The sequence below is a fragment of the Agromyces mediolanus genome (genome assembly GCF_023715325.1).
In the GTDB taxonomy this organism is placed as follows: Bacteria; Actinomycetota; Actinomycetes; order Actinomycetales; family Microbacteriaceae; genus Agromyces; species Agromyces mediolanus_A.
Genome location: NZ_JAMBNX010000007.1, coordinates 208,849 through 232,514 on the forward strand (window position 1 = coordinate 208,849; position 23,666 = coordinate 232,514).

Below are 23,666 nucleotides of genomic sequence, written 5' to 3' on the forward strand. Positions count from 1 at the left end.
GCGGGTGCCGGGCATCAGCCGGCCGAGGGAGATGCGTGGTACCGCGGGACCACACTGGCAGGATGACGCGGTCGACCGGGGTCGAGGCCGACCGCGTGGCTTCATCGTCGAGAAGCAGGCGGCGCGGCTTGCGGCGCTCCGGCGTGAGAGTTCGGCACCGGTACCGCGCTGCGGGAAACCCCGGCCGCGCACGACGGCCCGAGCCTTCGTCAGCCGGCTTCGCGGGCGATGATGCGGGCGGGTGCTCCGTCGGCGTCGATCGGGAGTGGAACGATCTCGACCTCGAGGTGTCGTGGGAGGCCTTCGAGGTTGCAGAGGTTCTCGACGATCATGCCGTCGGCGCCGAGGACGAGGTCGTGGACGGGGAAGTGCGTTCCGCCGTCCTCCGTCAGGTCCGGGCTGAAGGTGTCGACGCAGAGCGCCCGCATGCCCCGCGCGAGGAGTGCGCTCGCAGCGTCGGGGGTGAGGCCCGGGTGCTCGAATGCCGCGTCGGTGCCGTAGTGCTGAGCCCAGCCGGTGTCGATGACGACGATGGCCGGGAGCTCGGCGGGCAGTGCGGTTCCGAGGGCCTGCTCGATGACGGCGACCGTGATCTCGGCACGCGGTGCGAGCCCGGGCATGCGGACGAGCAGCGCCGGGCCGCGCAGCTCGTCGAGTGGGATCTGTGCGACGGTCCGTCCGCCGCGGATGCTGTGCGAGGGGGCGTCGAGGTGGGTACCCGAGTGGGTGCTGAGCAGGAGCGAGGTCACCTCGACCCCCTCGGTCTCGATGCGCGCCGTCGTGGCGAATTCGACCGAGGGGTCGCCGGGGTAGACCGGCATCCCCGGTCGGATGACGTGGCTGAGCTCTCGCATGCCGGTCATCGTCCCACCTCCGCCACCGGGGTCGCGTCGCGCTCGGGCGTCGCGTCGGCGAGGTGCTCGTACGGTTCGGTCGCCGTGCGTCGACGTTCGGGCAGCATCGCGACGAGGTACAGGAAGAAGGTGAGCACGAACGCCGGGATCGTGGCGCCGGTGGGGCTGTGCCAGACGTACGCGAGCAGGTACGACGCCGCCGCGCCGATCGCCCAGATCACGATGGCGATCCAGTTGACGCCCCCGGTGTACCAGTAGCGGCCGCCTTCGGCTCGGAGCATGTCCGTCGTGTAGTTGCGTCGCTTGATGATGAAGTAGTCGACGATCATGATCGCGAAGACCGGCACGAAGAAGGCGCCGATCATGGTCAGGAACGTGGTGAACTGCCCCAGCAGCCCGAGCCAGGTCGAGCCGGCGATGGAGACCGCGCCGAGCACGAGGACGGCGGGCAGGAACCGGATCCGTCCACGGGGGCCGGCATTGATCGCCGAGGTCGTGATCCCGTAGAGCGCGACCACATTGGTCGCCATGACCGAGACGAAGATGACCACGGCGAGCGGGATGCCGAACGCGGCCACGATCGGCGCGGGGTCGAACGGGATGGCGTCCGCGCCGGTGAGCAGCAGGTACCCGGTCGCCGTCGTGCCGAGCATCATCGCGATGATGGTGGAGATGGTGTACCCGACACCGGAGCCGATGACGCTCGCACGGCCGTTCCGTGCGTGCCGGTTGATGTCGGCCGCGAGCACGGTCCACGCGATCGCCGTGGCGATGACGATGTCGAGGACGATCGCCGGGGTGAAGCCGAGGTCGAGGTCGACGGGGATCGCCTGGTAGTCCGCAGGAGCGAACTCGGTGAACGCGGTGGTGAAGATCCATGCCGCGAACCCGAGCATGACGGCGGCGAGCCACGGTTCGATCCGGGCGATGCCCTCGTGCCCGAAGATCGCGAGGATCACGACGAGCGTCTGGCTGAGCGCGGAGAAGAGCACCGGGTTCGAGTACCCCGTGTAGGTCGCCACGATGTAGTCGACCGTGATGCCGGCGAGCATCGCCTGCACCCAGACCCAGCCCATCAGGGAGAAGACGTTCGCGATCGAGGGGAGCAGGCTTCCGCGGATCCCGAACGCACCACGAGTGAGTGCCATCGTCGGAAGACCGGTCCGCGTGCCGATGTATCCCACGAGCACGAGGACCACGGCGCCGACGATCGTGCCGACGACGATGAGCGTCGTCGCCGAGGCGAAGTCGATGGCGGGGATGAAGGACGTGCCGGTGAGCAGGGTCGTCACGACGAAGTTCGCGGCGAGCCAGATGAGTCCGATCCGCGCGAGCGACAGGGTGCCGCGCACCGGGCCGGCCTGGTCTGATTGCGTCTCCAACTTCGAGTTGAGACGGGTAAAGAGCGACATTGCTCCTCCGGGGGTGAGGTGTGGCTGATGGGAGCGGGCTGGAGTGCAGCGCTGGGTGGGCACACCTCGTATCAGGTGCTTGGAGGGCAACAGATGTTTTTCATACTGCAACTTGCGATGACGGTAATCCCTCGCGTTCCCGGCTGTCAAGATCGAATCTCGGCGCGCCGAGTCACGTCGAGTCACGTCGAGTCACGCGGAGTCACGCAAGGCGCGCCGCTCCACCGGGCGCGGCGTGGCCACGGGGCGGCCGTTCGCGGGTCAGCTGCTCCAGATGGCGGGCACGAGCACCCAGATGACTTCGGCCTCGTCGCCGATGACGCTCCAGTTGTGCGGCTCGTGCCCGTTGAAGGTCAGGGTGTCGCCCGGACCGAGCTCCCAGGCCTGCTCGGAGGTGAACTCCACCCGCACCCGACCCCGGAGCACGTGCAGCACATCGACGTCGGCAGCCACCGCATACAAATCCGTCGCGCCCCGGCCCTCCGTCGAGATGACGGACCGCAGCACCTGCACGCGCGCCTCTTCACGAGGGGTCACCAGACGCTCCTCGGTCTCGATGCCGCCGAGATTGACGCGCGGCCCGGTGCCCGCCGCCACGAACTTGACCTCCGGTTCGGTGAACAGCGAGCCGACCGAGATCGAGAGCACTTCGCACAGTGTGACGAGGGTGCTCACGCTCGGTGAGACGATGTCGCGCTCGATTCGCGAGAGGAACCCCTTGGTGAGCCCGGCGACGCGGGCGACCTCCTCGATCGTCAGCCCTCGTTCGATCCTCGCCTCGCGCACGCGCGGCCCGATGGACAGCGATCGACCCGACGGTTCGAGCGGCATTGGACGCATATCGCCACGGTACCTTGCCGCGCCGGCCGTGGCCGTCGTCCGGCGAGCGGACGTGCGCGCGAGCGACGAATGCGACGAATCCGGCGCCCCACAGCGCAGCGCCCCACAGTGCAGCGGCCCGGCAGAGCGACGGCCTGCAGCAGCGCCGCGGGCGGATCAGGCGGCGTGCCGCGGCTGTTCGGCGGGCTGGAAGCCGAAGCGGCGACGGTGGCTTCGGCGACGGGCGCGGAGCCGTTCGGCGCGGGCGAGCGCCTCGGGGTCGAGGGCGCCGGCGCGGTCGACCGAGGTGGGCCGCAGGTGGTTCCCCTCGCGCGCGCAGGCGCAGGGCAGCCGGGTCTCCTCGCCGAGGGGGCCGAAGACGAACTCGAGGTGGCGGGCCATCCGGTCTCCCTCCGTTCGCGATGCGCCTACTGGAGGGATGCGGATCCGGCGCGATCATGACGCGGATCGCGCCACGGACTATTCGAAAGCCTTGAGCTCGATGCTGATCTGCTCGGCGTCGAGGTCTTCGAGGGCGGCGCTCAACGCCGCCGCACTGAACCGGCCCTCGTCGCGGGCGTCGAGCAGTGCGTCGCGCTGGGCGCGGATCATCCGCAGCCGCAGCCGGCGCACCCGCTCGGGATCGACGAGTCGGCGCTGCGCGGCATCGGCGGAGTCGGCGCCCGGCGCCGCCGCCCCGGCCGCGGAGGCCGCGCCGTGCTCCGCCGTGGCATCCGCGCCCTCGACCTCGGCGAGCTCGTCGTCCGCGTCGTCGCCGACGCCCTCCTGATTGGAGAGCTGCCAGGCGGCCCGCATGCGCTCGGCCATGGCGCGGATCGCCGGGTCCTCCGAACCGGAGAGCTCAGCCATCGCCGCCCCCTGCAGGACGCGGCGGAGTTCGCGGCGCTCGGCAGCGCCGTCCTCCGGGTCGCGCGCGGGCATCACCCAGCGCACCAGCCACGGCAGCGTGCCGCCCTGGATCAGCAGCGAGCCGATCGCGACGAGGAAGGCGATGAAGACGAGCAGCGAACGGCTCGGCGTGTCCGAGGGGAGGGTCTGCGCCGCCGCGAGCGTGACCACACCCCGCATGCCTGCCCAGACGACGATGGTGCCCTCGCGCCAGCCGAGGCGTTCGTCGAGGTAGTAGTCGATGTCCGCGACCCGACGGCGGAACATTGAGCGCATGCGGTCGGCCTGCGCGGGGGAGGCCTTCGGGGGCACCGGGATCCCGGCGCCCGGGTGGGACTCCTGCTTCGTGCGGATGAAGTCGCGGATGGTTTCGGCACGCCTGGCTCGTCGCGCGAGTCCGGCGAACAGCGGCGCGACGTACGCGGCCCGGATCAGGATCGTCGCGGCCAGGGCGATCGCCGCGAGCCCGGCCGCGTGCCAGGCGCCCGAGTGGGCCGTCTCGACGTCGTCGACGATCGCGGTGAGCTCGAGACCCATCACGAGGAAGACCGCGCCCTCGAGCACGAGCTCGACGGTGCGCCAGTTCTGCGCGTCCGACAGACGATGCTGCGGACTCAGGAACTTCGCCGCCCCGCGCCCCGTGACGAGGCCGGCGACCACCGCGGCGACGAGTCCCGAAGCGCCGAAGTGCTCGGCGGGGATCGAGGCGAGGAACGGCATCGTGAACGAGATGACGGTGTTCACGGTCGGATTCATCACGCGGGCGCGCACCCGCAGGTTCACCCAGCCGATGACGATACCGATCACGGCGGCGAGCACCACGGAGTACACGAACGACCCCGCGACGCTCCAGAGCGACACCGTCGCCGCCATGCCCGCGATCGCGGAGCGCAGCAGCACGAGCGCGCTCGCGTCGTTCAGCAGGCTCTCGCCGTCGAGCATCGCGACGACCCGCGGCGAGACGCCGAGTCGCTTCACGATCGACGTCGCGACCGCGTCGGTCGGACTCACGATCGCGCCGAGCGCGATACCGGCCGGGATGCCGAGATCGGGGATCAGCCAGGCGAAGAGCAGGCCGAGCAGCACCGAGGTGACGACGACGAGCACGACCGAGAGTCCGCTGATCGCGCCGAAGTCCCGCCGGAACTCCATCGCCGGCATCGACACCGCCGCCGAGTAGAGCAGCGGCGGCAGCACGCCCGCGAGGATCCACTCGGGATCGACCTCGAACGCGGGCACGACCGGCAGCAGGCCGACGGCGAGCCCCGCGAGCACGAGCAGCAGCGGTGCGGCGACGCCGAGCTTCGGCGCGAACGCCGTCGCCGCGGCGATGGCGAGCAGCGCGAGCACGGCGGCCAGCAGCAGATCCATGGGGACATTCTGCCGCGCCGCACGCGCCGGGCGCGCGGGCGTCGGCGGGATGTGCTGGGCTGGGGGCATGGGGTACGAGACGGATTTCCTCGGCGGCGAGTTGCCCATGCCTGCGCCGCGCGAGCGGGGCGGTGCCGACCCGTCGGCGCAGCTCGACACGGCGCTTCTGGACACGGCGCAGCTCGACACGGCGCTTCTTGACACGGCGCAGCTCGACACGGCGCTTCTTGACACGGCGCTTCTGGACTACGTGCACTTCTCGGTGCGGCTCGATCAGCGGCGGCGGCTGGCCCGGGTCACGGGCGTCAACCTCGACGGGGCGAACCTCGTCGAGGTCGAACGCACGGGCGATCGCTGGCGGCTCGACCCGCGCGTCCCCGCAGACTGGCAGGCCGGCCCCGAGGTCTACGCCGACAACCCGCTCGACCGGGGCCATCTCGTGCGTCGACGGGATCCGGTCTGGGGAGATCCCGCGATGGCCGCCCGAGCGGAGTCCGACACGTTCCACTACCCGAACGCCGCCCCGCAGGTCGCGGGGTTCAACCAGTCGAAGGAGCTCTGGCTCGGCCTCGAAGACCATGTGCTCGCCTTCGGCGAGACCGAAGGGCTGCGGCTCAGCGTCTTCACCGGCCCGGTGCTCGCTCTGGACGACCCGCCGTACCGGGGCATCCGGCTGCCGCGCCGCTTCTTCAAGGTCGTCGCGTGGCTGCGCAGCGACCGGCTCGCCGCCGCGGGCTTCGTGCTCGACCAGTCGACGCTCATCGAGGCGCTCGTCGAGCCGGAGTCGGCGCCGCCCGGCGCCGTCGGGGGTGGGCTGCCCGAGCTCGGCGGCTTCCGCACCTTCCAGGTGCCGATCGCCGAGATCGCCGAGCTCACCCGGCTCGCGATGCCGCAACTCGTCGTCGCCGACCGGATGCCTCGGGCGATCGCGGCGTCGGGGTGGCGCGAGCTGGTCGACCCGGGCGGGCTGCTGCTGTAGTCCTCGGGGCGGTCGGGCGTACCGTGGAGGTGAGCACATCGACACCGGGGTCGGGAGGTCGTCATGTCGGTCATCGCCTGGATCGGGCTGGGGCACATGGGTGCGCCGATGGCGGGGAACCTTGTCGCGGCGGGCCATGAGGTGCGCGGCTTCGATGTCTCCACTGAGGCGGCGGCGGATGCCTCGGCCAGGGGCGTGCGCGTCACGGCGTCCATCGCCGAGGCCGTCGGCGGAGCGGAGGCGGTCTTCACCTCGCTGCCGCGCAGCGAGCACGTCCGCGACGTCTACGAGGGGCCGGGCGGCGTGTGGGAGACCGCGCCGTCGCCGGCCCTGCTGCTCGACACCTCGACGGTCGACGTCGAGACCTCGCGCTGGTGCCACGACCGCTCGGCGGGCCGAGGCATCCGCTTCGTCGACGCGCCCGTGTCCGGCGGCATCGCCGGGGCCGCCGCCGGCACGCTCACCGTCATGCTCGGCGGCGACGCCGCCGCCACGGCCGCCGCCCGACCTTTCGTCGAGCCGTTCGCGGGCCACGTCTTCGAACTCGGCGGCCCCACGAGCGGCATCGCCGCCAAGCTCGCGAACAACCTCATGCTCTTCGTCTCCCTGCTCGGGGTCGCCGAGGGGGCCGCGCTCGCCGCGTCGCTCGGGCTCGACCCGGAGCGCTTCTTCGAGGTGGCGGCCGTCTCGTCGGGGGAGTCGTGGCCGTTGCGCACCTGGTACCCGGCGCCCGGCGTGGTGCCGACGAGTCCGGCGAACCGCAACTTCGACGCCACGTTCACGGCGGCGCTCGCCGAGAAGGACCTCTTGTTCGCCGTCGAGGCGGCGGGGGCCGCGGGAGTGCGCACGCCGGCGGCGCGGATCGCGCTCGACCAGTTCGAACGGCTGATCGGGGAGGGCTACGGCGCGAAGGACTGCAGCCTCATCGCGAAGTTCGCCTCACCCGACGGACGGATCGCGGGATTCGACCCGCAGGGGTGACGCGGCGCGACCGGTGCGGTTCACCGTTCGCCGTGCTGCACCGCGTCGATGACCTCCCCGAGCCGGTCGCGCAGGGAGCCGAGCTCTTCGAGCGTCATGCCGAGCCGGTCGACGACCTGCGGCGGGATGTCGAGCGCCTGATCGCGCAGTGCCCGACCGGTGGGCGTGAGCTCGACGTCGAGGGCTCGTTCGTCCTTCGTGCTGCGCTGCCGGGTCAGGTAGCCCTGCGCCTCGAGGCGCTTCAGGAGCGGTGAGAGCGTGGCCGGCTCGAGCTGGAGGGCGGCGCCGAGGTCGCGGACGGTGCGCGGGCTGCGCTGCCAGAGCGCGAGCATGACGAGGTACTGGGGGTGGGTGAGGCCGAGCGGCTCGAGGATCGGTCGGTAGACGCCGATGACGCCCCGGGCGGCGACGGCGAGGGCGAAGCACACCTGGTTCTCGAGGGCCAAGAGGTCGATCGGCTCGCCGTCGACCTCGACGACCGAGGCATCCGTGCGGTCGTCGCTCACGCGCTGTTCCTGCATGGTCACCCCTCCAGTATTGCGCATGAGCTAATAATTAGTACACTAATGATTGTGACACGAAGAGAACACCCCGCAGGCGAATCGCCCCGACGGGGGTACGCGGGCCTCATCGACAAGCTCAACGCGAAGCTCCTGCCGTACATCGGGCCCCCGCCCCTCGGCCCGTACGACGAGGAGCCGGTCGCCGAGCGGCCGCCGGCCTGCCCCCTCTGCGGCAAGCCGATGTCGGAACACGACATCGACCGCTCGGGCGAGCGCACCCAGCTGCACTGCCCGTCCTGACCACACGCGGAGTTCGTCGGCGCTGACCGCTCGGGCGAGCGCACCCAGCTGCACTGCCCGTCCTGACCCTCCCATCGCCCACCTCCCCTCCCATCGCCCAGCCTCGCGCCGCTAGGCTCAAAGGCGGGCATCGGAGGCGGAAGGGAGCGGGGATGCGCTGGTTCCGTCGGAGGCGACAGAGGTTCAAGCCGTTCGACCGCGCCGCGCTGCCCGAGGTCCAGCCGCCCAGCGTCGAGGAGATGATCGACGAAGGGGTGATGCTCGCCGAGTCGGCCGGGCGCATGACGCTCCGCAACCGATTCGTCGTCGAGGCACTCCGCGGCGAGGAGCGCTACGACGACGACCGTGCTGCGGCCGCCGCGCGCGAGGTGCTCTACGAGCTGGTGCAGCAGGCCGACGCGACCGCCGAGCTCTCGGCCGAGGACCGCGAGACCGCGGCCAAGCGCGAGGGCAAGGCGAAGCACCAGCACGACTACCGGCGCGCCGACACGGGCAACCTCCGCCGCCGGGAGAAGGTCTACACCTCGGTCGCGAAGCGCCTCTGGGAGCTTCGCGAAGACCCGGAGTACCTGCGCGAGTTCGCGACCCGCGCGCGGGACGAGGCCTGGAACGACGTGGCCGGTGCGATCGAGGCGCGGCTCGACCGCGAGTGGCCGCAGATCGAGGTGGATGCCGAGTACGAGCTCGCCCGCCCGCAGCGCATGCGCGAGCTCTTCGAAGATCTCGAGCGCGCCGTCGAGACCGCCGAGCTGAAGCGGGCCGAGCGTGAAGACCCGTTCCACGGATACGTCGGCTGAGCCTGTGCGTATCCCGTGGAGTGCCGGCCGGTGGACGCGCGAACCCGAATCGACCGAGGCGCACGGCGACGCGCTCGCGGTGCGCGCCGCGGAGGGCAGCGACTACTGGCGCGAGACCCTGTACGGCTTCGTCCACGACGACGGTCACGCGCTGCTCGGGGAGTGGCCGGCGGATGCCGCGATCGAGGTGTCCTTCGACAGCGGCGCGCTCACCGAGCTCTATGACCAGGCCGGGCTCATGCTCGTCGCCGGGCCTCGGCGCTGGGTGAAGGCCGGGGTGGAGTTGAGCGACGGGGTGCCCCAGCTCGGCGCGGTCGTCACCGACGGCGCCTCGGACTGGTCGATGGCACCGGTGCCGGAGTGGGCGGGCCGAGTCGTCACCATCCGGGCGAGCCGCATCGGGGACGCGGTGGTGCTGCGCGCCCGCGCCGACGAGGGGCCCTGGCGGACGTTCCGGGTGACGCCGTTCCCGGCCGAAGCCACCGCCGGCCCGATGGTCTGCGCGCCCTCGCGCGGTGGCCTCGAGGTGACGTTCACCGCCTGGCGTCTGCTCGCCGCCGACACGGAGCTGCACGCCGAGCCGCCGACACCTCACGCGGTTCGCTGAGCCCGTCGAAGCGCCGGATGGTTCGCTGACCCTGTCGAAGCGCCGGGTGGTTCGCTGAGCCCGTCGAAGCGTCGGGTGGTTCGCTGAGCCCGTCGAAGCGCTTCGACGAGCTCAGCGAACCAGAACACCCGGCTACGCCGGAGCGATCGCGTGCCCGTGCCGGAAGAGGTGCTGCGGATCGACCTCCGCCTTGATCCGGCGCAACCGGGCGAGGGTCTCGGGCGGGTACATGGCTCGGAGGACGTGCTCGCCCCGATCCTCGGAGAAGTTGCCGTAGACGCCGCTGAGCCGGCCGAGCACGCCCTCGTGCAGCGTGCGGAGCTCCGCCACCTGCTGCTCGGGCGCGTCGTGCGGGAGCACGGCGTTCACGACGACGAAGGCTTCGGCGTCGCGGAAGGCGATCGGAGTCGCGTCGGCTGGCACCCGCCCGAATGCGCCGCCCAGCGTGCGCAGCAACAGCATGGTGGGTGCAGGGCCGGCGAGGGCGGCGAGGCACGACTCGAGCAGCGCGTCGTCGAGTTCGGGGGTGAAGCCATTGCCGCCGACGAAGCGGAACGGCGGCTTGCCCGGGGGTGCGTCTTCGAGCAGCTCGGAGTAGGCCACCGGCCCGAGCACCGTCTCTTCCAGGGAGTCGAGCGCGAGCAGCGGGGCGAGTGCGGCGCGAAGCTCGTCCTCGCTGCCGCGCCGGGCGACCGCGACCATCGGGCCGGCCGGCACCTCGGGGGCGAAGGGCGGGAAGATCAGCAGCGTCGAGTTCAGCGCCTCGTCGGCGCGAACGACCTCGCGCCAGGCACGGAGCACGGCCGGGGCATCCGCCTGCTCGAACCGCAGGTGCCCGCCCGCGAGCCCGTCGGCCGGCACCGCCTCGAACGTGAACGACGTGACCACGCCGAAGTTTCCACCGCCGCCGCGGATCGCCCAGAACAGCTCGGGGTGGTGCCCGGCGTCGACCCGCAGCACCTCACCGGCCGCCGTGACGAGCTCCGCCGAACGCAAGGCGTCGACGGTGAGGCCCTGCTGTCGTACGAGCCAGCCGATGCCGCCGCCGAGCGTGAGCCCGCCGACGCCGACGTCGCGGGTGTCGCCCGAGCTCACGCCGAGCCCGGCGGGTTCGAGCGCGGCGGCCACGTCGCCCCAGCGCGCGCCGCCGCCGACCGTGACGAGGCGGTGCTCGCCGAGGGCGACGTCGGTGAGGTCGGCGAGGTCGACGACGAGCCCGCCGTCGATCGGCTCGGAGCCGTGGCCGCCGGAGCGCACGGCGATCGGGGCCCCGGCTTCGGCGGCGACGCGCACCGCCGCCGCGACGTCGTCGGCGCTCGCCGGGCGCACGACCGCCTCGGGGGAGCCGACGCCGGCGAAGACCGCACGGCCTGCGTCGTACTCGGGGTCGCCGGGCCCGAAGGCGCGGCCGGGAAGGACCTGCTGCAACGCTGCGAGGATCGCCATGGGCGCCAGTGTGCCACCGGCCGCCGACGTCCGCACGTGGTGGTTCGCTGAGCTCGTCGAAGCGTCGGGTGGTTCGCTGAGCCTGTCGAAGCGCTTCGACGAGCTCAGCGGACCAAACGCTTCGACGAGCTCAGCGAACCAGCGCCCAGCGGGCCAGGCGCTTCGACGAGCTCAGCGAACCAGGGCTACTCGCCGCTCGGGTGCGCCTTCGCCCGGTCGATCACCCAGGCGTAGGCGAACGCGCGCTCCCGCCAGGACGCGTAGCGCCCGGAGACGCCGCCGTGCCCGGCCGCCATCTCGATCCGCAGCAGCGGCTCGGCGCCGGCCTCGCGCAGCCGGGCCACCCACTTCGCGGGCTCGACGTAGAGCACCCGGGTGTCGTTCAGCGAGGTCACGGCGAGGATCGGCGGGTAGTGCCGCCCGCCGTGCTCGCCGTCGCGCACGTTCTCGTAGGGCGCGTACGACTTCATGTACGCGTACACCTCGGGGTCGTGCAGCGGGTCGCCCCACTCGTCCCACTCGATGACGGTGAGCGGCAGCGAGGGGTCGAGGATCGAGGTCAGCGGGTCGACGAAGGGCACTTCGGCGAGGATGCCGCTGAACGCGCCGGGCGCGAGGTTCGCGACGGCCCCCATCAGCAGGCCGCCCGCGGAGCCGCCCTGGGCCACGAGTCGGTCGGGCGCCGTCCAGCCCTCGTCGCTCAGGTGCTGCGCGACCGCGACGAAGTCGCTGAAGGTGTGCTTCTTGCGGAGCTTCTTGCCGTCCTCGTACCAGTGCCGGCCGAGCTCGCCGCCGCCGCGCACGTGCGCGACGGCGAAGATCATGCCGCGGTCGAGGAGCGACAGCCGGGCGATGCCGAAGCCCGGGTCGATCGAGTGCTCGTACGAGCCGTAGCCGTAGAGCAGGGTCGGCGCGGGCGTGCCGGGCGTCACGAGGTCGTGCCGGTAGACGAGCGAGATCGGCACCCGCGTGCCGTCCTCGGCGGTCGCCCACTCGCGGCGCTGCACGTAGCGGCTCGGGTCGTAGTCGCCGAGCACGGGCTGGCGCTTGCGGAGGCGCCGCTCGCCGGTCGCGACCACGACGTCGAACACGGTGGAGGGGGTGACGAAGCTGGTGTAGCCGATGCGCAGCTGCGGCTGCGCCCAGTCGGGGTTGCCGCGCACGCCGACGGCGAAGAGCTCCTCGTCGAAGGCGAGCTCGTGCAGGGTGTCGTCGGCGGTGGCCCCCTCGGGGATGCCGGCAGCGGGAACCTTCGCGATCGCCACCCGGGGCAGCCCGCCACGGCGGTACTCGACGGCGACGAAGTCGCGGAAGGCATCCACGCCCTCGAGGCGCACCGCCGGGTCGTGCGGCAGCAGCATGCGCCGCGGCCCCTCCGGGTCGTCGGCGGCGACTGAGACGAGCTCGAAGTTCGGCGCCCCGTCGTTGTGCGTGATGAGCAGCCGGTCGCGGCCGCCCGCGACGAGGTGCTCCACGTCGTACTCGACGCCCTCGCGACGCGGCCACACCACGCGGAACTCCCCGGTCGGGTCGTCGGCGTCGAGCAGGCGCGTCTCGCTCGTGATGTTCGAGCCCGCCTCGATGACGAGGAAGCGGCGGCTCCGGGTCATCCCGACGCCGAGCCAGTAGCGCTCGTCCGGTTCGGTGAAGACCTGCACGTCGACGGATGCCTCGGTGCCGACCTCGTGCCGCCAGATCGTGTCGGGCCGCCAGGACTCGTCGACGGTCGCGTAGAAGACGTAGCGCCCGCTGGGGTCGAACAGGGCGCCGCCGGAGGTGCCGGGGATGACGTCGTCGAAGGTGCGGCCGGAGCCGTCGATCGCGCGGATGCGCAGCTCGTAGCGCTCGTCGCCCTCGACGTCGACGCCGCTGAGCAGCAGCGTGCCGTCGGCGGAGACGTCGAAGCTGCCGAGGGCGAAGAACTCGTGCCCCTCGGCCTCGGCGTTCTCGTCGAACAGCAGCTGCTCGCCGGGCAGCGCCTCGCCGCCGGACTCGGGCAGCACGGGCGGCTCCCAGTCGTCGGGACCGGCCGCGGGCATCCGGCAGTGGATGCCGTACTCGGCGCCCTCGCGGGTGCGGGTGAAGTACCACCAGTCGCCCTCGCGCGTCGGCACCGAGAGGTCGGTCTCCTTCGTGCGCGCGCGGATCTCTTCGAAGACCTGCTCGGTGAGGAGCGAGAGGTGATCCGTCTTCGCCTTGGTGTACGCGTTCTCGGCGTGGAGGTGCGCGATGACGGCGGGGTCGTCCTTCTCGCGCAGCCACTCGTAGTCGTCGACCACCACGTCGCCGTGGTGCTCTCGCTGGGTCGGTCGCTTGGGGGTCACGGGCGGAGTGAGCACGTCCCCACGCTACCCCCGAGCTGCGCAACCCCGAGCAGGCGGAATCAGCTGGATGCCCCAGCAGGGGAGTCGTTAGCTGCGGAGGCAGGGTCCGCGATCTTCGCTGCACTCATGCAACCACGAACGCACGATCACCCAGAAGCTGCCTCATGACCTTCAGGATCGATCTGCTCCAGCCCTCCCGCTGCTTGCTCGCAGGCCGGATGGGTGCCATCAGTCGCCTGGGTCATCATCCCGCCCCTGTTGATGCCGAGAACGGACCAAGACGCCACCCGGCCCTTCACCCTCGTCACCCAACCCGACCGCGCCTTCGAACCGTTCGCTCTGGCTTCGCGATCTGGCTCGCAGCGCTCGTGCTCTGCACGCTCTCCCAGCGGACGCAGAGAGCTCGGGAGGCTCGCTCGTGATACCGATCCGTCAACAGTCGGACCATGAGCTGGCGTCGCTGTCGCATAATGACGAAGCATGGAACGTCGGCAGATCGAGTACTTCCTCGCTGTAGTGGATCACGGTGGGTTCAGTCGTGCCGCGGTTGAGATGCATGTGACCCAGCCGGCGTTGTCGCAGGGCATTGCTCAGCTTGAGCGGGAACTCGGTGTCCCGTTGTTCAAGCGGACCCCGCGCGGTGCGGTATTGACTCCTGCGGGGAAGGCGGCTGTGGAGCCGGCGCGCCAGGCGCTGCGGGGTCTGAGCGCGGTGCAGTCTGCCGCTCTGGCGGTCACGGGTTTGGCAGGTGGGACGCTCGACATCGCATCGCTTCCGACGATGGCGCAGTCGCCCGTGAGCGAGCTGGTTGCTCGGTTCAGGCGGCTCCATCCGAAGGTCACGGTCAGCATCCAGTCGCCTGCGCAGACCCGAGTGTCCGAGGTCGCCGAGATGGTTCGAACCGGCTTGTGCGAGCTTGGAGTGACTGAGGGCGAGCCTGATCTGCCCGAGATGAAAGGCTTCACCACCCTTTCCCTCGGACGGCAGGACTACGTGGCCGCCCTACCTGCAGCGGCACAGCTGAACACGGAAGGGGAGGCCAGCTGGGAGGAGGTGCTCGCGTGCGGCTTGATCGTCGGGCCTTGGTGGGAGTCTTCGCGCCCCGCAGCCTACCTCGACCGGACTCTCGGTCGGCGGGCGTGGCGGAAGCACGTCGCCGTGCGGATCGACCACAGAGACGCGTACCTGCCTCTCGTGGTTTCCGGCGCGGGCGCGGCGATCCTGCCGCGATACTCAGCCCACCTCGCAGGAGCTGCGGGAGCGAGGGTGGCAGAACTCACCCCAGCCTTGTGGCGATCCGTGGTCATGATTCGGACCGACGACCCGCTTTCGCCCGCTGCGGCCGCCATGTGGCAGCTCGCCGAGCACCCAGAAACCCAATCTGATCAGGCGCACTCAGGGGCATAAGAGCCGCCAATGGGTCCCCATCGAATGATCCGTCTTGTCAGCCAACGGCGGTAGCGATCTGCTGGACACCAGAGATTTCCCACTCCGGTTCAAAGGTGTTCAACGGACATGCACAGCCCCAACCCTCGCGATCGCAACCCGAACGAGATGCTCTTCTCCTTCGCGGTTATCGCTGATTCCCACATCAACCCGAGCGACGATCAGTCCAGTTCGCCCTGGCACAGCAACCGGCTCGCGAACGAACGCTCCGGGCGCGCAGTAGCGGAGCTCAACCGGCTTGCGCCCGCATTCGTGATTCACCTGGGTGACCTCGTTCACCCAGTCCCCGCGCTCGACACGTTCATGGCCGCTGCACAGCGCTTCCAGGAGATCTACGCCGACCTCGACGCTCCGCTGCACCTCGTTCCGGGAAACCACGATGTCGGGGATAAGCCCGGCGAGTGGCTCCCTGCTCAGAGCATCACCGCCTCGTACTTGGAAAGCTACCGGGCGACCTTCGGCCCCGATTACTTCTCGTTCGATCATCGTGACTGTCACTTCGTCGTCATCAATGCACAGCTCCTGAACTCCGGGCTTTCGGCCGAGGGGGAGCAGCGCGCCTGGCTCATCGAGGATCTCCGTGCAAGTGCCGGAAAGCGTCAGTTCGTGTTCACGCATTACCCGCCGTTCATCGCCGACCGCACCGAGATCGGGCACTACGACAACATCGACGAGCCCGCGCGGTCGTGGCTGCTCGGCTTGCTCTCCGAACACGGGGTCGAGGGGCTCTTCGCCGGCCACGTGCACAACTTCTTCTACAACCGCCACCACGACGGGCATCACTACGTCGCGCCATCGGTGGCGTTCGTCCGACAGGACTACAGTGAGCTGTTCCGCATCGCCCCCGAAGAGGAACACGAATTCGGCCGAAACGATGTCGGAAAGCTCGGCTTCTTCCTCGTCGAGGTGTACCCGGATCGGCACGTCACTCGAATCATCCGTGACTATCTCGACCGCGGCGAGCCGACGACACCGGCGTTGCATGAGGAGCCAATGGCGCGTGCGTCCGTGGTCGGTCTGGATGCTCGGCAGATCTGGACCGAACGAACAGCGATCCCGTATGGCGGTGTCGTGGACGAGTTCAACCGCAAACCGATCCGGTCGGACTACCCGCTCATGGCGCTCTGGGACATCAACGTCTCACGACTTCGTGTTCCGCTGAACGACCTGCTCGATCCCGACATGCGTTCCCGCATGACGGAGCTCCACACGTCCGGACACCGATTCCAGCTCTTCAACTATGGGCTTCCGGACACGGCCGGTGCTGCCGCGCTGCGCGCACACGCACACCTCGTCTCTGCGCTCGAGATCATCCAGCCCCCACGGTTGCTGGCCGACGTCGGACAGCACGGCGACCTCGAAGCCTTGCGTCACGCGACCGGCATCGACGTTTATCTCTCTGTCGTCCACACCTCCGCGGAAGGCTCCCATGGTGGGGACGGGTACGCGCACTACATCCGCCACGGTTTCAACTCGCGTGACGTCTCCGCATTGTCGGAACTCAATTCGAGCGACCTCCGGAACGTCATCAGTGGCTTCGCGTTCACCGTCGATTGGACCGAGCACCCCGCCGCGGCGCTGCAGCGCATCGACGCGATCTCCAGCCAACTCGGCTTGAACGCGCTCGCTCTGGTCCGGCTCGCAGCAGATCACCCGGGGGATAGCATCGAGGACGATTTGCGCATCGCTGACCGAGTCGCCCACACCGCGCTTGCCGCGCACTGCCTGCCTCGCATCAGCGTCACCTTGGACACCTTCGCCGACGTCGATCGAGGCTATTTCCCTCGCCATGGGCTCACCGACCGACGGTACAACCTCCGACCGGCGGGCCGAGCCCTGAAGCGCCTCGCGGCAGCGCTGCCGGCGATCGTGCCGACCGGTGCCGCACTGACGACCGGCGAAATCGATGGGCGACCTTGGACGCGGGCGGGTGACAACGTCGCCATCGTCCCGAGCCCGTCTCCCGTCGGTGCGGATTCCCGGGTCGCTGAGATGCTCACCGACCCGACCACGACCATCCTCAACCTCGACGACGGCATCCCCGGGTGGGCCAGCAATGACGCCCCGCCCAGCAGCCCGCTGCTCGTCGGCCGCCCGCTTCAGAACGGAGCTTGACCGTGATCGGCAGAAGAGCACGCACGGCGACACCAGCGCAGACCAAGGATCCGTCGGACGGGTTCGTCCAACGGATCGCGCTTCGTCTTGCCGCCTGGATGGAACGATGGTTCCCCGACACCTTCGTCTTCGCCCTGATCGCCGTCGTCATCACAGGCATTGGTGCTGCCGCGATCGGCGCCTCCCCAAAGGCCATCGTCACCGCATTCGGTGGCGGCTTCTGGGATCTCATCACCTTCACCCTCCAGGTGTCCGTCGTTGCGATCAGTGGTCATATCGTCGCAACCTCGCCGCCTGCACAGCGAGCAATCACCTGGCTCGCGCGCATCCCAAAGAACGGGCGTCAAGCGGTCGCGTTCGTCGCTCTCCTCGCCACATCCCTCTCCCTCATCAACTGGGCCATCTCATTGATCTTCAGCGCCCTGCTCACCAAGGAGCTTGCGCGCAGGCGCCCCGACATGGACTATCGTGCCGCTGGTGCCGCATCCTTCCTCGGGCTCGGCGGCGTCTGGGCGATGGGACTCAGCTCCGCCCCAGCGCAGATGATGGCGAACGAAGCGAGCATGCCGCCCTCTCTGCTGCCGATCTCGGGGGTCCTTCCGTTCTCCCAGACGGTGTTCCTCCCGCAGTCGCTGCTGCTGACCGGTGTGCTGATCGTTCTCACCGTTCTGATCGCGTACATGTCGGCCCCGAACGCCAACCGCGCTCTGACGGCGCAGGCAATGCACATCGACCTCGAGTACGAAATCCGCAAGGAGGAGCCGCGAACCCCGCGTCGGCCCGGTGAGTGGTTCGACACATCGTGGATCCTCCCCGCGATCGTCGTCACCGCAGGTGCCGCCTACCTCGTCATGGTCGTCATCGACCGTGGCTGGTGGCTCGCGCTGTCCGACCTCAACACGTACAACTTCCTGTTCATCATGCTCGGACTCGCCCTTCATGGCACTCCGCGGAAGTTCTTGAAGGCTGCAGCCTCGGCGATCCCATCGGTCGGTGGAGTGCTGATCCAGTTCCCCTTCTACGCAGGCGTCGCCGCCATCCTCACCCAGGCCGCCGCACCCGACGGGACCACCCTCTCGTCAACGCTCGGACATGCGTTCTCACAGGTCGCGTCAGGCAGCCTTCTCGCCCCTGTCCTGGCGATCTACTCCGTCGTGCTCGGGATCTTCCTTCCCTCCGGCGGGGGCAAGTGGATCATCGAGGCGCCCTACGTGATGCAAGCGGCCAACGACGCGCACCTCCACCTCGGCTGGGCGGTCCAGGTCTACAACGCCGCCGAAGCACTCCCGAACCTCATCAACCCGTTCTGGATGCTCCCCGTCCTGGGCCTCCTCGGCCTGCGCGCGCGACACGTCGTCGGCTTCACCTTCCTCCAATTCCTGGTTCATCTGCCGGTGGTGCTGATCATGGTGTGGTTGCTGTCCGGCACACTCGAGTACATCCCGCCGGTGATCCCGTGAACCGACCCGCTGAACAGGAGCGTCAAAGTGACCGCTGAAGCCACCACAGTGCGTGGTCCGTTGAACGCGGACGAACTCGGCCGGACCCTCGTCCATGAACACCTCGCTGTCAACATGATGCGCGAGCTCCGCGCACCCGGACTGCTCAACGACGGAGTGCAGGCTCTCGCAGAGCTCAAGCGCTTCCGAGAGCACGGCGGCCGGACCGTCGTAGACCTGACGAACCGCAGCCTCGGACAGCACCCTCTCGCGCTTCGTCGCTTCAGCGAACAGTCCGGGGTGAACATCATCCTCGGCACGGGCCTATACCGGCAGGCCTACTTCGACCGCGATCAGCTCGACCGCACCAGCACCAGGGCTCTGGCGGACCTCTTCGTGCGAGATCTCACCGACGGCATCGACGAGACCGGCGTCCGTGCCGGCATCATCGGCGAGATTGGCACCGAGGTACAAATGACAGCGCAAGAAGAGCGGGTCTTTCGAGCCGCGGCTCTCGCGCACCTGGAAACCGGGACCACCATCAGCACGCACGCGGCACACTGGCCTGTCGGGCTGGACCAGCTCGATCTCCTTGAATCCTGCGGAGTGGCCCCCCGGAGCGTCATCATCGGCCACTGCGACAGCGTCGGGTCCCCGGAATGGACACGCGTCGCGGACATCACCGATTACCACGCTGCGATCGCGGCGCGCGGCGCATACGTAGCCTTCGACCACATCCGCCGGGGCGCCGACCTCCAGCGCCGAGTCGAATACATCATGGCCATGGTCGACAGCGGCCGAATCCACCAGATCCTGCTCTCCCACGACGCTGCGTTCCGACCAGACCTTACAAGCAACGGCGGAGACGGCCTGACGCTGATCTTCACAGGGCTCGTGCCCCGCCTGATCGAACGAGGACTCAGCGACGCCGATATCGACACGATCCTCGTCGAGAACCCCCGAAGAGCACTGACCGGTATGGAATAGCGCGGCCAGAACCTCGACCAAGACAAACCACAATTGGCTCGGCCTCTTCGGAGGGGCCGGGCCAATTGTCGTCTGCGGGGCCCCTCAGTGGGCTCTGGGTTGGTGGGCGGCTCATCGGCGCGCAATTCTTCAGCATCAGCACTAGGGGCCCGCGCAGATACGGTTCGCGCTGATCCTCATCAACCTGATGCTGTTCTCCATCGCCCTGATATGGCTCCTCAACGAGTCGCTCGGGGATTCTTCACCGAACTGACCGGCCGATCGCAGTGGCCTGTGAGGCGATGGCGCGCCTGTGATTCACCTGGCCGTCGGATACCGCGGCATCCTCCCATCAGCGCGCGCACGAGCAACGATCACGAATCCGTTTCGACGCGCGGGCAGGCTTAGGTTAGCCTTAGCTGCTCTCACCAGAGCGCCCTTCCATCCAGACCCGGGAGACGCCCGTGCTCGCCAACTACCTGATCGGCCTCCGCGAAGGCCTCGAGGCCGGTCTCATCGTCGGCATCCTGGTGGCGTACCTCGGCAAGACCGGCCGACGCGACCTGCTCGGCCGGCTGTGGATCGGCATCGGCATCGCCGTCGCCGTCTCCCTCGGCGTCGGCGCCGTGCTCACCTGGGGCCCCTACGCGATGACGTTCCAGGCGCAGGAGATCCTCGGCGGCGTGCTCTCGCTCCTCGCCGTCGCGATGGTCACCTGGATGATCTTCTGGATGGGCACCCATGGCCGCACCCTCTCGAGCGAGCTGCGCGGACAGGTGGATGCCGCGATCGAGCGTTCCTCCTGGGCCATCGTCGTGTTGGGCGCCCTCTCGGTCGGTCGCGAGGGCGTCGAGACCGCGCTCTTCGTGTGGGCGAACGTCGCCGGCGGCAGCGACCCCGTGCTCGGCACGCTCGGCGCCCTCGCCGGCATCGCCACCGCGGTCGTCATCGCCTGGGGCATCTCGAAGGGCCTCGTGCGCTTCAACCTCGGCACCTTCTTCACCTGGACCGGGCTCTTCCTGATCCTCGTCGCAGCCGGCGTGCTCGCCTACGGCATCGGCGACCTGCAGGAGGCCTCGGTGATCCCCGGCTGGGGCACGCCCGCCTACAGCCTCACCCAGATCATCCCCGCCGGTGGCTGGCTCGACAGCCTCCTCGGCGGCATCTTCAACTTCACCCCGGAGCCCACCTGGGCGCAGGTCATCGGCTGGACCGCCTACGTCGCGGTCACGATGGCCCTCTACCTCGTGATGCTGCGCCGCCGGCACACCGCAGCAGCGGCGCCCCCCGCCGCTGCGGCCGCCGCAGCCGGCTGAACGTCGACGCCGTCGGCCAGCCGACCGTCGTCGCCAGCAGTGTCCAGACCCGTTCACCGACCCTTGGAGCATCCATGACCCGCCGTGCCCTGCCCGCCGCCGTCGCCGCGACCGCGCTCACCGCGCTCGCGCTCACCGGATGCGTCGCGAAGACCGAGCTCGCCCAGGCGATCGCCGTCGACCTCAGCGACGACGCCTGCGCCGTCGCGACCGCCACCGCGCCCGCGGGCGCCGTGACCTTCTCGCTCACGAACTCGGGCAGCGACGTGAACGAGTTCGAGATCCTCGCCGACGACCAGCTCCGCATCGTCGGCGAGAAGGAGAACGTCACGCCCGGCCAGACCGTCGACTTCACCGCCCAGCTCGAGCCGGGCACCTACTACACGGCGTGCAAGTTCCAGCAGGTCGGCGCCCCCGTCGGCCTCGCCGAGTTCACCGTGACCGGCGAGGCATCCGCCGTCTCCGCCGACGAGCAGGAGCTCAGCGACCAGGCCGTCACCGAGTACCTCGCCTACGTGCGTTCGCAGACCTCCGAGCTGCTGCCGCTCGTGCAGCAGCTCGCCGACGCCTACGCGGCCGGCGACGACGAGGCCGCGCGCGCCCTCTTCGCGAAGGCCCGCGTGCCCTACGAGCGCATCGAGCCCACCGCGGAGGCCTTCGGCGACCTCGACCCGAAGATCGACTTCCGCGAGGTCGACGCCGTCGCCGACGGCCTCGACTGGACCGGCTTCCACCGCATCGAGAAGGACCTCTGGGCGCCGAAGCCGGGTGAGCTCAACTCCGACGGGCAGGACGCCCTGAAGGACTGGGCGCCCTCGACCCCCGAGGAGCGGAAGGCGTACGCCGACGGCCTCGTCGCCGACGTCACCCAGCTGCACGAGCTCGTCACCGACCCCGCGTTCGCGGTGTCGCTCGCCGACATCTCGAACGGCGCCATCGCCCTGCTCGACGAGGTCGCTGCCGGCAAGATCACCGGCGAGGAGGACTGGTGGAGCGGCACCGACCTGTCCGACGTCGCCGCGAACGTGCAGGGCGCCGGTGTCGCGTTCGGTGCGGTGCGCGCGCTCGCCGAGTCGAAGGGTGACGAGGGCACGACGCTCGCAGCCGAGATCGACGGGCGCTTCGCCGCGCTCGAGGACGAGCTGGCGAAGTACGGTTCGCTCGACGCGGGCTTCGTCGACTACGCGACGCTGACGGATGCCGACAAGAAGGCCTTGAGCGACCGCGTGAACGCGCTCGCCGAGCCGTTGTCGCAGCTCACCGCCACGGTGCTCGGAGTCTGATCCCGATGACCGAGCCGGACGTCCCCGCCGAGCCCCACGCCGTGTCCCGCCGTGGGCTGTTCGGCCTGCTCGGGGTGGGCGCGGCCGGCGCGGCGGCGGGCTTCGCCGGTGGCGCCGCGACCGCCGGGGTCGCCCTCACGGCGGGAGCCCGGGGCGACGGCACGGTCGGGGCATCCGTCTTCCCGTTCTACGGCGAGCACCAGGCGGGCATCACGACGCCCGCGCAGGACCGGCTGCACTTCGCCGTCTTCGACCCCGACGCGGGGCTCGACCGCGCGGGGCTCATCGGCCTGCTCACCGACTGGACGGCCGCGGCCGCCCGGCTCAGCCAGGGCCTCGAAGTGGCCGACGGTGGGGCGGTCGGCGGCTCCGACTACGCGCCGCCGGCCGACACGGGGGAGGCGCTCGGCCTACCGGCGTCGGGGCTCACGATTACCTTCGGCTTCGGGCCCGAGCTCTTCGAGACCGCCGACGGCGCGGACCCGTTCGGGCTCGCCGCACGTCGGCCGGCCGAGCTGCGGCCGCTGCCCAGGTTCCAGGGCGACGCCCTCGAGCCGGCGCGCACGGGCGGCGCGCTCTGCATCCAGGCCTGCGCCGACGACCCCCAGGTCGCCGTGCACGCCATCCGCAATCTCAGCCGGATCGCGTTCGGGCGCGCGACGCTGCGCTGGTCGCAGCTCGGGTTCGGCCGCACCTCCTCGACGTCGACCGCGCAGACGACGCCGCGGAACCTCTTCGGCTTCAAGGACGGCACCGCGAACATCAAGGCCGAGGAGCCCGGCGTCGCCGACGAGCACGTCTGGGTGCAGCCCGGCGACGAGCCGGCCTGGCTCGCCGGGGGGTCCTACCTCGTGGCGCGGCGCATCCGCATGGTCATCGAGAACTGGGACCGGGTGCAGCTCGGCGAGCAGGAGCAGCTCGTCGGCCGTTCGAAGGGCGAGGGTGCGCCGCTCTCGGGCGGCACGGAGTTCACCGAGCCCGACTTCGAGGCGGCCGGAGCGACGGGCGCCCCGCTCATCGACCCGGCCTCGCACGTGCGGCTCGCGCATCCGACGATGAACGGCGGCGCGCGGCTGCTGCGCCGGGGCTACAACTTCGTCGACGGCAACGACACCCTCGGGCGGCTCGACGCCGGGCTGTTCTTCCTGTCGTTCCAGCGCTCGCCGGAGCAGTTCGTGCGGGTGCAGACCTCGCTCGCGGCGGACGGGCTGAACGAGTACCTGAAGCACGTCGGCTCGGCGATCTTCGCGGTGCCCGGCGGCGTCGCCGAGGGCGAGTTCGTGGGACAGCGGCTGTTCGACTGACCGCCTGCGCCCCCTAGTCCTGGGTGGGGCGCGCGCCTTCGACGACGGCCCAGCGGTCGCCGCCGAGCGGCTGCAGCTGCCCGAAGACGTCTTCGCCGTCGCGCACGGCGGTGAACTCGATCGCGCCGGGCGTTCCGCCGACGATACCCTCGCCGCCCGAGAACAGCGGCTGCTCGTAGCCGAGCTCGATCATCGCGTCGCGGCGCTGCCCCTGGTCCCAGTTGCCGGAGAGGAAGCCGAGCAGCGCGACGCCGGACAGCGGGCCGGCGACGACGAGCACATAGCCGAGGTCGCGCATCCAGCGGTGCTCGCGCCCGGCGATCGCGAGGACCGCGCCGGTGAGCAGCACGATGCCCGAGAAGACGAGCGGCCAGGGGCTCCACGGCTCGAGGACGACGACGGGGGAGTCGAGGGCGAGGGCGGTCGGCACCCGGTCAGGCTACCGGAGGCCGCTGCGCGCGGGCTGCTGCTCGACGGCCGCGCGCTCGCCGGCCG

Annotated in this window: 21 protein-coding genes; 12 read left to right on the forward strand and 9 right to left on the reverse strand. The window is 70.2% G+C overall.

Going from position 1 to position 23,666, the window contains the following annotated elements; genetic code table 11:
• Positions 1-209: 209 nt before the first annotated feature.
• The 5 genes from M3147_RS13775 to M3147_RS13795 all read right to left on the reverse strand — a co-directional run bounded on the left by M3147_RS13775 (position 210) and on the right by M3147_RS13795 (position 5,365).
• Positions 210-863 (reverse strand): cyclase family protein, encoded by a 654-nt coding sequence (locus tag M3147_RS13775; RefSeq protein ID WP_251204038.1) that lies wholly within the window; start codon positions 861-863, stop codon positions 210-212.
• Positions 860-2,266: a purine-cytosine permease family protein gene (locus M3147_RS13780; protein WP_251204039.1), complete on the reverse strand. Its 1,407-nt coding sequence runs from the start codon at positions 2,264-2,266 to the stop codon at positions 860-862. Before M3147_RS13780 ends, M3147_RS13775 begins: the two co-directional genes overlap by 4 nt.
• Before the next feature lie 261 nt (positions 2,267-2,527).
• Positions 2,528-3,106, reverse strand: a complete 579-nt coding sequence (locus M3147_RS13785) for a helix-turn-helix domain-containing protein (RefSeq protein ID WP_251204040.1) — start codon at positions 3,104-3,106, stop codon at positions 2,528-2,530.
• A gap of 156 nt (positions 3,107-3,262) precedes the next feature.
• On the reverse strand, positions 3,263-3,487 hold the full coding sequence (locus M3147_RS13790) for a hypothetical protein (RefSeq protein WP_251204041.1): 225 nt from the start codon (positions 3,485-3,487) through the stop codon (positions 3,263-3,265).
• Between the two features lie 78 nt (positions 3,488-3,565).
• A complete protein-coding gene (locus M3147_RS13795; protein ID WP_251204042.1) occupies positions 3,566-5,365 on the reverse strand; it encodes a cation:proton antiporter in 1,800 nt (599 codons plus the stop codon).
• 67 nt (positions 5,366-5,432) lie between these two features.
• Here M3147_RS13795 and M3147_RS13800 point away from each other — a divergent pair, with 67 nt between their 5' ends.
• Positions 5,433-6,344, forward strand: coding sequence for a DNA/RNA non-specific endonuclease (locus M3147_RS13800; RefSeq protein WP_251204043.1), 912 nt, complete (start codon positions 5,433-5,435; stop codon positions 6,342-6,344).
• A 63-nt stretch (positions 6,345-6,407) separates the two neighbouring features.
• A complete protein-coding gene (locus M3147_RS13805) occupies positions 6,408-7,325 on the forward strand; it encodes an NAD(P)-dependent oxidoreductase (protein WP_251204044.1) in 918 nt (305 codons plus the stop codon).
• Between the two features lie 20 nt (positions 7,326-7,345).
• Here the strand turns inward: M3147_RS13805 and M3147_RS13810 are convergent, their stop codons facing one another.
• A complete protein-coding gene (locus M3147_RS13810; protein WP_251204090.1) occupies positions 7,346-7,846 on the reverse strand; it encodes a MarR family winged helix-turn-helix transcriptional regulator in 501 nt (166 codons plus the stop codon).
• 51 nt (positions 7,847-7,897) lie between these two features.
• Here M3147_RS13810 and M3147_RS13815 point away from each other — a divergent pair, with 51 nt between their 5' ends.
• The 3 genes from M3147_RS13815 to M3147_RS13825 all read left to right on the forward strand — a co-directional run bounded on the left by M3147_RS13815 (position 7,898) and on the right by M3147_RS13825 (position 9,532).
• Complete coding sequence (locus M3147_RS13815) at positions 7,898-8,128, forward strand: hypothetical protein (protein WP_251204045.1); 231 nt, start codon at positions 7,898-7,900, stop codon at positions 8,126-8,128.
• A 152-nt stretch (positions 8,129-8,280) separates the two neighbouring features.
• Positions 8,281-8,925 (forward strand): hypothetical protein, encoded by a 645-nt coding sequence (locus M3147_RS13820; protein ID WP_251204046.1) that lies wholly within the window; start codon positions 8,281-8,283, stop codon positions 8,923-8,925.
• A 4-nt stretch (positions 8,926-8,929) separates the two neighbouring features.
• Positions 8,930-9,532 carry a DUF1349 domain-containing protein gene (locus M3147_RS13825; RefSeq protein WP_251204047.1) on the forward strand — a complete coding sequence of 201 codons (603 nt, stop codon included), beginning with the start codon at positions 8,930-8,932 and terminating at the stop codon, positions 9,530-9,532.
• Positions 9,533-9,664: 132 nt separating this feature from the next.
• On the opposite strand, the gene M3147_RS13830 is transcribed toward M3147_RS13825, so the two are convergent.
• Positions 9,665-10,978, reverse strand: coding sequence for an FAD-binding oxidoreductase (locus tag M3147_RS13830; RefSeq protein WP_251204048.1), 1,314 nt, complete (start codon positions 10,976-10,978; stop codon positions 9,665-9,667).
• A 185-nt stretch (positions 10,979-11,163) separates the two neighbouring features.
• Positions 11,164-13,317 carry a S9 family peptidase gene (locus M3147_RS13835; RefSeq protein WP_251204049.1) on the reverse strand — a complete coding sequence of 718 codons (2,154 nt, stop codon included), beginning with the start codon at positions 13,315-13,317 and terminating at the stop codon, positions 11,164-11,166.
• A 465-nt stretch (positions 13,318-13,782) separates the two neighbouring features.
• On the opposite strand from M3147_RS13835, the gene M3147_RS13840 reads away from it, so the two are divergent.
• The 7 genes from M3147_RS13840 to efeB all read left to right on the forward strand — a co-directional run bounded on the left by M3147_RS13840 (position 13,783) and on the right by efeB (position 23,171).
• Positions 13,783-14,709 (forward strand): LysR family transcriptional regulator, encoded by a 927-nt coding sequence (locus M3147_RS13840; RefSeq protein ID WP_251204050.1) that lies wholly within the window; start codon positions 13,783-13,785, stop codon positions 14,707-14,709.
• 108 nt (positions 14,710-14,817) lie between these two features.
• Complete coding sequence (locus tag M3147_RS13845; RefSeq protein ID WP_251204051.1) at positions 14,818-16,863, forward strand: metallophosphoesterase family protein; 2,046 nt, start codon at positions 14,818-14,820, stop codon at positions 16,861-16,863.
• 2 nt (positions 16,864-16,865) lie between these two features.
• Complete coding sequence (locus tag M3147_RS13850) at positions 16,866-18,323, forward strand: short-chain fatty acid transporter (RefSeq protein ID WP_251204091.1); 1,458 nt, start codon at positions 16,866-16,868, stop codon at positions 18,321-18,323.
• 27 nt (positions 18,324-18,350) lie between these two features.
• Positions 18,351-19,289 (forward strand): phosphotriesterase family protein, encoded by a 939-nt coding sequence (locus tag M3147_RS13855; RefSeq protein WP_251204052.1) that lies wholly within the window; start codon positions 18,351-18,353, stop codon positions 19,287-19,289.
• Between the two features lie 443 nt (positions 19,290-19,732).
• A complete protein-coding gene (gene efeU, locus M3147_RS13860; RefSeq protein WP_251204053.1) occupies positions 19,733-20,584 on the forward strand; it encodes an iron uptake transporter permease EfeU in 852 nt (283 codons plus the stop codon).
• 74 nt (positions 20,585-20,658) lie between these two features.
• Positions 20,659-21,867 carry an iron uptake system protein EfeO gene (gene efeO, locus M3147_RS13865; protein WP_251204054.1) on the forward strand — a complete coding sequence of 403 codons (1,209 nt, stop codon included), beginning with the start codon at positions 20,659-20,661 and terminating at the stop codon, positions 21,865-21,867.
• A gap of 5 nt (positions 21,868-21,872) precedes the next feature.
• Entirely contained in the window at positions 21,873-23,171 is a 1,299-nt protein-coding gene (gene efeB / locus M3147_RS13870) for an iron uptake transporter deferrochelatase/peroxidase subunit (RefSeq protein ID WP_251204055.1), read from the forward strand.
• A 13-nt stretch (positions 23,172-23,184) separates the two neighbouring features.
• Here efeB and M3147_RS13875 read toward each other — a convergent pair whose 3' ends face one another.
• On the reverse strand, positions 23,185-23,601 hold the full coding sequence (locus M3147_RS13875; protein ID WP_251204056.1) for a hypothetical protein: 417 nt from the start codon (positions 23,599-23,601) through the stop codon (positions 23,185-23,187).
• Positions 23,602-23,666: the final 65 nt, after the last annotated feature.